Genomic DNA, 11361 nt, shown 5'->3' with positions numbered 1-11361 from the left:
GACCTTGACCTAGGGTCAACCCTTCAGGCTGTCGGACATGAGAGCTGATGCAGCCGCCGGTCCGGCGATTCACGTGCAGGGTCTGGAGAAGTCCTACGGGCAGCGGGAAGTGCTGCGCGGCGTGGACTTCGACGTGGGGCGGGGCAGCATCTTCGCGCTGCTCGGCTCCAACGGCGCCGGCAAGACCACGACCATCAGGATTCTCGCCACGCTCCTGCGAGCCGATGCGGGCACGGTCACGGTCAACGACTTCGACGTCGCGACGCAGGCTGCCGACGTCCGGCAGTCCATCAGCCTGACCGGCCAGTTCGCGGCTGTCGACGAGATCCTCAGCGGCCGGGAGAACCTCGTGCTCGTCGCCAGGCTGCGGCATCTCGAGAACCCGGGCGCGACCGCTGACGAGCTGCTGGCGCGCTTCGCGCTCACGGACGCGGCCACGCGCAGGGTGTCGACGTACTCCGGAGGTATGCGCCGGCGTCTCGACATCGCGATGAGCCTGATCGGGAGTTCGGCTGTGATCTTCCTGGACGAGCCGACCGCCGGACTCGACCCCGAGGCGCGCATCGAGGTGTGGCAGCTGGTCAAGGAGCTTGCCGGATCCGGTACGTCGGTGTTGCTGACCACGCAGTACCTGGAAGAGGCCGAGCAGCTGGCCGACAGGATCGCGATCCTGCACCAGGGCCGGATCATCGCGAACGGCACCCTCGCCGAGCTCAAGCAGCTCCTCCCACCCGCCCAGGTCCAGTACGTCGAGAAGCAGCCGACCCTCGAGGAGATCTTCCTCGCGGTCATCGGTGATCCGATCCACACCCAAGGGGAACGATGAGCACGCGATTCTTCGCCGACACCGGTGCCCTGACCGCCCGGACCCTGCGCCATGTCACCCGCAGCCCGGACACCATCGTCACGACCGTTCTCACGCCGATCGCGATGATGCTGATGTTCGTCTACGTCTTCGGTGGCGCGATCGACACCGGCTCCACGGCCTACGTGAACTACATGCTGCCCGGCATCCTGCTCATCACGGTCGCGTCCGGCATCGCCTATACGGCGTTCCGGCTGTTCATGGATCTGCAGACCGGGATCTTCGAGCGGTTCCAGTCGATGCCGATCGCCCGGTCCGGCGTGCTGTGGGCGCACGTCGTCACGTCGCTGGTCGCGAACCTGCTCGCGCTCCTGGTCGTGATCGGTGTCGCGCTGCTGATGGGTTTCCGCTCCGGAGCCGGCGTGCTGAACTGGCTCGCGATCGCGGGCATCCTGATGCTGTTCACGTTGGCGCTGACCTGGCTCGCCGTGATTCCCGGGCTCACCGCGTCGTCTGTCGAGGCCGCGGGCGCGTTCGGCTATCCGCTGCTTTTCCTGCCGTTCGTCAGCTCGGCGTTCGTGCCGACACAGACCATGCCGGGGCCGGTGCGGTGGTTCGCCGAGAACCAGCCGGTGACGTCGATCGTCGACACGATTCGCAACCTGACGGCCGGGCAACCAGTCGGCTCCGGGGTATGGACCGCGCTGGCGTGGTGTGCCGGCATTCTCGTGGTGGCGTACGCCCTCGCGATGGTCGCCTACCGTCGCAAGATCGCCTGAGGCAAGCTGGTACCCATGCTCACCATCAGCCGGCTGGCGGCGTACGCCGGGGTGACAGTGCGGGCCGTGCGCCATTACCACAAGATCGGACTGCTGCCCGAGCCCAGGCGCGACCATTCCGGATACCGCGTGTACGACGCGGCGTCCGTCGTACGGCTGATCCGGATCCACACGCTCGCGGAGGCCGGCGTACCACTGGACCACGTGCAGGAACTCCTCGACGCCGGTACCGAGGAGTTCGCCGAGGGCGTCCAGGAGATCGACAAGAAGCTGCGCACCGAGATCCGGCGATTGCAGAGCAGCCGCGGACGGCTCGCCAGACTCGCCGCGGGAGAGCACCTTGCGCTGCCGCAGAGCGTCGTGGACTATCTCGACCGGCTGCGTGGTCTCGGCATCCAGGAGCGTTACATCGAGATGGAGCGCGACGCCTGGATCATGGTCGCCGCCCAGGTGCCGGACCTGATCGACTCGGTGATCGCCCAGAAGCACGAGGGACTCCAGCATCCCGACATGCTGCGGCTGTACCGTCTGGTCGACGAAGCGCTCGATGCGCCGCCGGACGACCCACGGATCGTCGAGGTCGCCGACATCGTGGAACGCCTGATCATCGCGGCCGCCGAGGCCGGTGCGACCGGCGCCCACGAGCTCGACGACCAGTTGGTCGCCCTCCTGGACACCGCCATGCTCGAGTCCGCCCCGAACGCCGGCCGACTGCTCGAGATCCTGGAACAACGAGGCTGGAAAGGCTGGACCCGCGTCGAACGCGTGCCGCCCGCTATCGTCCCCCTGCCTGGAGTCGAACCAGGAGCCGAGCCTTCGGAGGGCCCGATGTGATTCCGTCACCAGGGGGGCCTGGTCAGGTCAGGCGGACGAGTGAGCCGCCCGCGGTGATGCCGATCGACGTGTGTACGCCCCCAACGCTCAGGTCGACCACGTACGTCGTACCGGACCAGCGGGTCGCGTACGTGACGGCGCCGGACGCCCTGACGGGTGCGATGAACGACAGGATCGACGCCGTCGTGCCGGACCGCGCGAACATCAGGGTCGGCGCCGACAGACGCGTGTTGATGTTCGGGTAGGTCCAGCCCTGGATCGGCTTCGTCTGCGCCTGCTTGAGCAGGATCGCGCCGGGCGGCAACGCCTGCCGGTACGGCACCTGGAACAGGATCGTCCGGGTGTTCTCACCCGGCTTCGCCGCCAGGGCGGTGGTCCGCGAGTACACGGTTGCCTTCTGATCCGCTGGCAGGTGCCACAGTGTCTGGAACTGCTGCGCGGTCTTGGACGAGGCGCGGTCGAGCGTGACGACCAGGTCGGGATTGCTGAGCACCAGGACGGCGCGGACGCGGCTGATGCCCGGCCCGGGTACGTCGGAGAACTCGAAGAAGTCGGCGTTCGGCTTGACCTGGGACCGGGTCAGCTTGGTCGCCGGGAGCGTGTCGGCCGACAGCGGCGTCGTCATCGCACTGCTGGCGAACGGGCTCTTCGCCCACGTCCGCCAGACGTCGTTCTGATAGCCGGCGTGTCCGCCGTCGATCAGAATGTCCCGCCCGCGAGCGGTATACGTGAGCGACGTGTGGTCGCTGTGACCGTGCAGCTGGCGCGTCGGCCCGTACCTGATGCTGTACGACGACTGGTCCGCGAACTTGCCCCATCCGGATCGGCCGAAGACATAGCCCGCGGAGAACATGCCGACACGTTCGGTCGGTGCGACCCCGGTCGCGCCGAGGCTGCCGGCGAACTCCAGCGGCGTTCCGGCGACAGCCGCAGTACGGACGACCTCGGAGTCGCCGATCTGGTGCAGGTTGCCGAGGGAGTTCGTTGCCAGGGCCAACCAGTTCGCCAGGAGCGCGCGGCGCGCGGTGATCGTCGTACCGGGGTCGGCGCCGCAGGCTCGCAGTACGTCGACGGCACGGCCCCAGAGCGAGTAGTTGAACTGTGCGTAGGCGGTCGACTGCTCGTTGGTCGAACCCTCGGCGTCGATCGAGGTCGTGATGCCCGCGTTCAGGCGTTGCTGGGCGAGCGTCGTGTAGTCCGTGCGGTCGAGCGTGCAGCCGACGCCGAACAGGGCGATGCTCTCGTCGGTGCCGTGGTTCCAGGCGCCGCTCCAGTTGTTGACCAGGAATTTGGCGTGATCGAGCAGCGCGGCGTCGAGCCAGCTGTACTGCGACGGGAGCGTGGTGACGTTCAGGCCGGCGAGAACTGCTTGCCGGGTGCAAATGATCACGTTGGTGCGGTGCATCGTCGACTCCCAGGCGCCGACGTCACCCTTCCATGAGTACGGATTGTCGCGGACCCAGTCGTGGACGATCGCCGTCACATGGGCGAGCGCTGCGGTGTCGCCCTGGCCGGCCGCGGTGATCCCTTGGCCCAGCCAACGAAGTGAGTGGAGCCACATGTACCAGCTGGGGTTGTTGTACGGATTGAGCTTCCAGTTGATGTTTCCGTTGCCGTCACCAACTTTGTACGGCTTGAAACCGCCCCAGGAGTAGGTGTCCTGGAGTATGGACGACAGCGGCGTCGCGTCGTCGACCGTGCTGAAACCGGGGCAGGTGTAGGTGCCACCTGTCGCGGCGGTGATCGCTTGGGCACTCTTCGCGGTCACGCCCGTGGCCGGGACCACGTTTGTTGCCCCCGGCACGAACTGCGCCGCCTCCGGCTCCGGCAGATCCGCGGCGATCGCGATCCCCGGCCCGGTCTTGGCCGCGGCGATCCCGCTGGTGCCCGCCAGCCCTCCGGCGACCAGGCCAAGCACCAACAACCATCTGATCATGTATTTCCCCACCCACTCGCCCGCGGCCCCCCAGCCGGCGGTGACAACCTGTACAACCGCCACGATGGTCAGTTGGCGGAAAAAGTTGCGGTGAGTTCGGGGTGTTCTTGATGTGCCGCCCGCCGTCTCCCCTGACGACGGCGGGCGGCGTGATCGAGTGACTACTCTTCGACAGAGACGACGCGGATCCAGTCGGAGCAGTCGGCTTCACACCACACGTGATCACCGGCATGGGCGATCCGGTCCCGCTGCACATGTCCGCAGGCAAGCCGCACCCGCCGCAACGCATGACCCTGCTTCACTGGAGCACCGGTCCTACCGCCTGGCACTCGCTTCCTGTTCCTGAGGTCGGCCACAGCCGGTCCTCCTCTCCTTCTTGTTGCCCGGGGCCCGTTGTGCCCCGGTTCGTACAGGAGGCAGGATTCGAACCTGCTCAGCCCGAAGGCAACGGGTTACAGCCCGCCCCGCCTCTCCTCCGACGGTGCTCCTGCATGGCAGGGCGACCGGTCCATCCCGGCCGCCCAGCGGTGAGAGTGAGATTCGAACTCACGAGCCGGGCACACCCGACCGACGGTTCAGCAAACCGCTGCCTCTACCCACAGGCGGACCTCACCTTGTTGCGTACGTAAGAACGGGTAGTGGTCCTCGATCCCTGCCGACGAGTCACTCCCGCCACGCCTGACCGAGCGGTCGTCGCCCCACCACTACCCGTCCGTCGGTACACGCGCCGCCCGCCGTCTCCCCTGACGACGACGGGCGGCGTACTTCTCAGCCCTTTACGCAGATGACCTGCTTGAGGTGGGCTACTACCTCGACCAGGTCGGACTGTGCGGCGATGACCGAGTCGATGTCCTTGTAGGCGGCTGGGATCTCGTCGATGACGCCGGCGTCCTTGCGGGACTCGACGCCCGTGGTCTGGGCGACCAGGTCGTCGATCGTGTAGCGGCGCTTCGCCTCGTTGCGGCTCATCCGGCGGCCTGCCCCGTGTGAGGCCGAGTAGAACGAGCGCTGCGAGCCGAGACCGCGAACGACGTACGAACCGGTGCCCATCGACCCCGGGATCAGCCCGAGGTCCCCGAGCCCCGCCCGGATCGCGCCCTTGCGGGTGACGAGCAGGTCGAGCCCGTCGATGTGCTCCTCGGCCACGTAGTTGTGGTGGCACGAGATCGGCTGCTCGAACCGTACGTCGACCTCGAACGACTCCCGCACCGCCTGCATCACCAGTGCGAGCATCACGGCACGGTTCCGCGCGGCGTACTCCTGGGCCCACGTGAGGTCCCGGCGGTACGCGTCCATCTCCGGCGTACCGGAAAGGAACACCGCCAGGTCGCGGTCCGGAAGGTCCGCGTTGTGCGGCAGCTCCCGGGCAATCCGCATGTGCCGCTCCGCGAGCTCCTTGCCGATGTTGCGGCTGCCCGAGTGCAACATCAGCCACACGCGGTCCTCGTCGTCGAGGCACACCTCGATGAAGTGGTTGCCTCCACCAAGCGATCCCATCTGCTGCTTGGCCTTGCGCTCGCGGTCCTGCACCCCGTCGTGCAGACTCGTGAACCCGCCCCACAGCCGATCCCACGGACGCGGATCCAGCCCGAGCCGGCGTACGCCGACCGCATCCTTGTGCGCCCGGAACCCGACCGGTACGGCGGCCTCGATCCGCGAGCGAATCCGGGACAGGTCGTCCGGCAGGTCCGCGGCCGTCAGCGAGGTCAGGACACCTTCCATCCCGCAGCCGATGTCGACGCCGACCGCGGCCGGCGACACAGCCTGGTTCATCGCGATCACGGACCCGACGGTCGCGCCCTTGCCGAGGTGCACATCCGGCATCACCCGAACGCCGTGCACCCACGGCAGCGCCGCGATGTTCCGCAGCTGCTGCAGCGCTCGCGCGCCGACCTCATGCTCCTCGGCCCACATGAGCGTGGAGTTCTTGGCCCCACTCAGCTCAACCGGAAACGCCACGTTCATCTCCTCACCCTCCCTAGATCGTGTGCATACAGCTGCGATCGTGTGCATGCAGCTGCCAGGGCAGGAGTCGAACCTGCGGGGCCTCGGGTCAGAACCGAGGGTGGGTCGCCGTCGCCCACCTGGCATCGCGCTCCGCCGCGACACCGGATGGGTGTCGTGTCAGAGCGCTAACTCGGCACGGGAAGGGATCCACGGCTGCCACAGCAGTGGCATGCCGGCCTCTTCCGGTGTTCGCGAGCCCTTCTTCTCGTTGCATTCGGAGTGCGCGGCGACGGCGTTCAGCCACTCGCCGCGTCCGCCCCGTGACCGTGGAACGACGTGGTCCATGGTCCCGGCGCCGGGCTTGCCGCAGTACGCGCAGAGGTACTTGTCGCGCTTCAGTACGCCGGCGCGCGTGTACTGCAGTCGCCCCGAGGCGTAGCGCCACTTCATCACGACGTACCGGACGAGACGGAGCACGCGGGGGAGGGGGAACGGTCCGATGCTGGCGCCGTCGTGGGCTTCCTCGACGACGGCGACCTCGCGGACGAGCATCCGGATGGCGTGCGGGATCGACACGACGTGCAGCTGCTCGTACGAGGCGTTCAGGACGATCACACCGCTCATCAGGTACCTCCTCCCCTCCAGTGTGCCCGACCCGGCGTCCCCAGGTCGGCGATCTCAAGTGTTCTCGGTGTCGGTGCGTGTCGGTGCTTGTCGGTGCGTGCGGCCCCAGGGATTCGAACCCTGAACCTCCTGGTCCTAAGCCAGGCGCCTCTACCAGTTGGGCCAGGGCCGCGTGGGGTGCTGCGTTGTGTCGCCATACGGCGACCGTGTGTGAGTACTCCGAGGGTGTCCGGCGGGGCTCGAACCCGCTTCCTCCGGGGTCACGTCCCGGCGCATCGCCCGCTTCTGCCTCGGACACAGCACGCCCGGCAGGATTCGAACCTGCACCCCCCGGCTTCGTAGGCCGGTGCTCTCTCCAGTTGAGCCACGGGCGTTCGGTGCCCTGCGCCGGATGTACTGCGGATTTCCGTCGCAGGGCACGTTCGCGGCGCCCGCTCGGCCGGTAGCAAGCATCCTGCGGGCGCCTAGGGGGTGGCTGACGGCTCCGCGCCTATTGCGCGGCACTCGGCACGGCACCTCGCCGCACGGGACCGAAGGCCACGATGCTCCGCATCGAGACCTCCGCTCCCGCGCGCCGATGCACCGCACCGAGCACCTGCTCGCTACGGCGCTGAGCCGTCAGCCACCCCCTAGTCCAGCTGGAAGGACTCGAACCTTCGATCTCCTCAACCCAAATGAGGTGGCCTGGCCGCTGGCCTACAGCTGGAAATTGCGATAGCTGTGCAGTTGTCAATTGTTCGTGCCGGTATTCGTAAATACCGGAGATAATGCGCAGGTGAATATGACCCGGATTCCGGGCAAAAGAAAAGAGCCGCCTGCTGCCGGTGCCCGGCTCAGACGGCTCCTGGAGGTATCTCCACGAGGAGATCACCCAGGCGGGCCGCCCGTACGCGGGCTCAGCTCGATCGCGAGCTGGTGGTAGAAGGTGGTGTCGCTGACGGGTCGCCGGCACACCGACAAAGCCATGCGGCTGGGCCGCCAGGCTTTTCTCGGGTTGCATGCGCCGTACACGATGTCTCCTCAGGTTTCAGGTCCTTGCGGGAAATAGTGTCACCCATCCCGACGGATGAAGTCAACGCATTTCCCACACCATTTATTCCACCGCTGTCCCGCAATCGTCCGACGTGGGCCGGGTCCCGGAGGTTCCGGCCGATCAGGAGAAACGACTGGTCACGGACGCCGTGTCGGCGCAACAATGCCGTCGACCGATCCCGACGGGAGTCGACAGTGGCCGGCGAGACAGTGAGATCCGGGAGCCCGGAACGGACTGGCACGATCCTGTCGCCGGGCCTCATCGACAGGTCTCGCGAGCTGACCGCCCTCGTCGCGGCCCTCGGCCGGCCACCGGCCCTGGTTCTGGTCGAAGGTGAGGCCGGGATCGGCAAGAGCAGGCTGCTGCACGAGGCCCTCACCCGAGAATGCCGGCCGAACGCCGTGGCCGCGTGCCCACCGTTCCGTGAGCCGTACACACTCGGACCAGTGGTCGACGCCTTGCGGCAGGCCACCAGTGACATAACCGGGCTGGGACTGAGTGCGCTGGCCGGCGCTCTGCGGCCGTTGTTCCCGGAATGGGCTGCCGACCTGCCCCCGATGCCGGACGCCGCCGAGGACGCGACCGCGGCGCGGCACCGTCTCTTCCGTGCCCTCGTCGAGTTGCTCGAACGACTTGGACTGACGGTGCTGGTGCTGGAGGACCTGCACTGGGCCGACGACGCGACCGTCGAGTTCGTGCTTTACCTCGTGTCGCGGCAGCCCGCGTCACTCAGCCTGATCCTGACCTACCGCCCTGAAGACCTGCCCGAGGGGTCGCTGGTGCCGCGGCTCTCGTCGCGAGCGGCGAGAGGCTGGACCCAGGTACGCATAACCCTGGCCGCACTGGACGTCGGCGGTACCGCCGAACTCGTCTCGTCCATGGTCGGTGGGGAGAGCGTCTCCGCGGAGTTCGCGTCGTTTCTCCACGATCGGACCGAGGGCGTCCCCCTGGTCGTGGAGGAGGTGGTCCGGCTGATGCACGCCCGCTCCGACCTGTCGCGCCGCGCAGGAAGCTGGGTACGGCGCCACCTCGTCGACATCGACGTCCCACCCACCGTCCGGGACGCAGTACTGGAGCGCGCCGGCCGGCTGGACGAGGATGCCCGCGTCGTACTGCGAGCAGCCGCCGTCATCGGTGGACCCGTCGACGAGCGGACCCTGCTCGCGATCGCGGCACTGCCGCCGGACCGGTGGACCGCAGCTCTGACCGCGGCCCTGGGCTCCCGACTGCTGCACGAGGACGACGGCCGGCTGATCGCCTACCGGCACATCCTGGCGTGCCGCGCCGTCTACGAGGCGATCCCGGCACCCGAGCGGCGGGCGCTCCACCTGCTCGTCGGCCGGGCGCTCGAGTGTCGTGCTCCACAGCCGGTCAACCAGTTGGCTCGGCACTACCGGGAGGCCGGGCTGACCGAGTTGTGGTGCCGGTACGCCGAGTCCGCCGCCGATCTCGCACTGGCTTCGGGCGACGAATCGGCCGCGGTGGTGCTTCTGTACGACCTGGTCACCACCGCGGACCTGTCCGCGCGGGCCCTGATCCGGCTGGCCTCGAAGATCCCGTTCGGCTCGATGACCGGCGACGATCGGCTCGGGGAGCTGGTTCGCGTTCTGCGGGCCATGCTGGACACCGCGGGACCGACCCGGGCCGAGCAGGGTGAGATCCGGAACCTGCTCGGTCGGGTACTGGTCCTGATGGAGGAACACGACGCCGCACGGATCGAGATCGAGCGTGCGATCCCCGATCTGACTCACGCGCCGGCACTGGCGGCGCGCGCGATGACACTGCTGGGGCTGCCCCGCGGCTCCTCGTGGACGGCTGCGCAGCATCAGCACTGGCTACGCCGGGCAGCGGCGACGACAGCCGACTCGATGGAGCCCGTCGACCAGGAGAAATTCCTCGTGGACCGGGTCACCGGGCTGTTGATGCTCGGGTCAGAGGCGGGCTGGGCAGAGGTGGACCGGATGCTCTCTGACGGGAGCCTCGGCCACCACGCGCAGACCACCACAGCCTTCCACCTGAACGTCGGGGACCTGTCCATGATGTGGGGCCGGTACGGCGACGCCCGCCGGCGACTGGACTGCGCACTGGAGTTGGCCGAACAGCACGACTATCGGCGGCTCCGGGACCTGGTCCTGGTGACCAGGACGACGCTGGACTGGTTGACCGGCGCCTGGAGCGGACTTGCGGAGCGCGTGGACGCGCTGCTGGCCGAGAGCGACATCCAGTCGCCGTGCCGGCTCGAAGCCACCCTGGTCCGCGGCCTGCTGTTGTCGGCGACCGGCGATCGCGCCCGGGCCAAGGACGATCTGCACGCTGTGCTGCGAGAGACCCGGCGGCGTGGAGCGGTGTCGACGTCGATGACTCCGGCGGCCGAACTGGCGCGACTGGCACTGCGTGAGGACGACGTCGTGACTGCCCTGGAGCTGACCGAAGAACCGATCGACGTGATCATGCGCAAGCGCATCTGGGTCTGGGCGGCCGATATCGCGCCGATGCGGATCCAGGCCCTGGTGAACGCCGGTCGCTTCGATGAGGCCGCCCGTACCGTCGACGCGTTCGCGCTGGGTCTGCGCCGTCGGCGCGCCCCAGCGTCCGCCGCGGCGCTCCTGGTATGCCGGGGGATGCTGGCCGAGGGACTGGCCGAGCATGGCCGGGCGGCGGCCCTGTTCGGCAGATCCGCCGACGTGTGGCGCACTCTGCCCCGGCCTTACGACGCTCTGCTGGCCGAGCAGCGGCATGCGCGCTGTCTGCTTGCGCTCGGCGAAGAGCCCGCGCTTGCGGCCCTGTCGAAGGCGTTCGACGAATTGTCCGGTCTGGGGGCCGGCCACGCGGCCGACATCGTGCAGCGCATCCTCCGCGATCACGGGGTGGCGACGCGCAAGCCGGGGCGAGGTGGCCGGCCGAGCTACGGCGATCAGCTGTCGCCGCGCGAGTTGGACGTCGTCGCCCTCGTCGTCGACGGCCTGACCAACCGCCAGATCGCGGACGCGTTGGTGCTGTCGACCCAGACTGTTGCCAGCCATCTGCACTCCGCGATGCGCAAACTCCAGGTCTCCTCACGAACCGCTCTGGCCGTCAGCGTGGTCGAGCGCGGTGTCATCGCGGGTCGGGGCGGCACCGCCGACCGGCAGCGGTAAAAACCGGGGCACCCGAGCAGTTAATTCCATCATCTGACCAATCGTCAGTGTGGCCTCGGTCGATCGAGACTTCGGGTTCAAGCGACATGCCTGGAGCAGAGCCGATGACCGCACCGCCCACCCTCTCGCCGGACGAGCCCGCCCGGACCCCCGATCCCCGCACGCGCAGACCCGCGCCCGGCGGGACGGAGGACGCACCTGTGCATGACGACGGTCCCGGCCCGGAATCTCCCGACGAGTACGAATCCCTCTAGGACGAGTGAGGA

The 11361-nt window shown here is 68.2% G+C and carries 7 protein-coding genes and 7 tRNA genes; 4 read left to right on the top strand and 10 right to left on the bottom strand.

Features of this window, described 5'->3' with window-relative positions:
* Positions 1 to 37 precede the first annotated feature (37 nt).
* From ACIA58_RS03935 to ACIA58_RS03925, 3 genes are read left to right on the top strand one after another with little or no spacing between them, the layout of a single operon-like run.
* Entirely contained in the window at positions 38 to 826 is a 789-nt protein-coding gene (locus ACIA58_RS03935) for an ABC transporter ATP-binding protein (protein WP_396402076.1), read from the top strand.
* Positions 823 to 1584 (top strand): ABC transporter permease, encoded by a 762-nt coding sequence (locus ACIA58_RS03930; protein ID WP_396402075.1) that lies wholly within the window; start codon positions 823 to 825, stop codon positions 1582 to 1584. The genes ACIA58_RS03935 and ACIA58_RS03930 overlap by 4 nt, the downstream gene beginning before the upstream one ends.
* A 15-nt stretch (positions 1585 to 1599) precedes the next feature.
* Positions 1600 to 2418 carry a MerR family transcriptional regulator gene (locus ACIA58_RS03925; protein WP_396402074.1) on the top strand — a complete coding sequence of 273 codons (819 nt, stop codon included), beginning with the start codon at positions 1600 to 1602 and terminating at the stop codon, positions 2416 to 2418.
* Positions 2419 to 2440: 22 nt separating this feature from the next.
* On the opposite strand, the gene ACIA58_RS03920 is transcribed toward ACIA58_RS03925, so the two are convergent.
* The 10 genes from ACIA58_RS03920 to ACIA58_RS03875 all read right to left on the bottom strand — a co-directional run bounded on the left by ACIA58_RS03920 (position 2441) and on the right by ACIA58_RS03875 (position 7631).
* On the bottom strand, positions 2441 to 4354 hold the full coding sequence (locus ACIA58_RS03920) for a heparinase II/III family protein (protein ID WP_396402073.1): 1914 nt from the start codon (positions 4352 to 4354) through the stop codon (positions 2441 to 2443).
* Between the two features lie 408 nt (positions 4355 to 4762).
* A tRNA-OTHER gene (locus ACIA58_RS03915) sits at positions 4763 to 4845 on the bottom strand.
* A gap of 34 nt (positions 4846 to 4879) precedes the next feature.
* Positions 4880 to 4968: transfer RNA gene (locus tag ACIA58_RS03910), tRNA-Ser, on the bottom strand.
* A gap of 154 nt (positions 4969 to 5122) precedes the next feature.
* On the bottom strand, positions 5123 to 6319 hold the full coding sequence (locus ACIA58_RS03905) for an RtcB family protein (protein ID WP_396402072.1): 1197 nt from the start codon (positions 6317 to 6319) through the stop codon (positions 5123 to 5125).
* Positions 6320 to 6371: 52 nt separating this feature from the next.
* Positions 6372 to 6444 (bottom strand) — tRNA-Gln (locus ACIA58_RS03900).
* Positions 6445 to 6478: 34 nt separating this feature from the next.
* Complete coding sequence (locus tag ACIA58_RS03895) at positions 6479 to 6925, bottom strand: HNH endonuclease (RefSeq protein WP_396402071.1); 447 nt, start codon at positions 6923 to 6925, stop codon at positions 6479 to 6481.
* Between the two features lie 98 nt (positions 6926 to 7023).
* Positions 7024 to 7097 (bottom strand) — tRNA-Leu (locus ACIA58_RS03890).
* A 52-nt stretch (positions 7098 to 7149) separates the two neighbouring features.
* Positions 7150 to 7223: transfer RNA gene (locus tag ACIA58_RS03885), tRNA-His, on the bottom strand.
* A 2-nt stretch (positions 7224 to 7225) separates the two neighbouring features.
* Positions 7226 to 7299: transfer RNA gene (locus tag ACIA58_RS03880), tRNA-Arg, on the bottom strand.
* A 259-nt stretch (positions 7300 to 7558) separates the two neighbouring features.
* Positions 7559 to 7631: transfer RNA gene (locus tag ACIA58_RS03875), tRNA-Pro, on the bottom strand.
* 521 nt (positions 7632 to 8152) lie between these two features.
* On the opposite strand from ACIA58_RS03875, the gene ACIA58_RS03870 reads away from it, so the two are divergent.
* Entirely contained in the window at positions 8153 to 11095 is a 2943-nt protein-coding gene (locus tag ACIA58_RS03870) for an ATP-binding protein (RefSeq protein WP_396402070.1), read from the top strand.
* Positions 11096 to 11361 lie beyond the last annotated feature (266 nt).

This window comes from Kribbella sp. NPDC051586 (genome assembly GCF_044453965.1).
GTDB lineage: Bacteria > Actinomycetota > Actinomycetes > Propionibacteriales > Kribbellaceae > Kribbella.
Note: the sequence above shows the minus strand (reverse complement) of the source record. Positions and strands in the feature narration are given on the sequence as shown.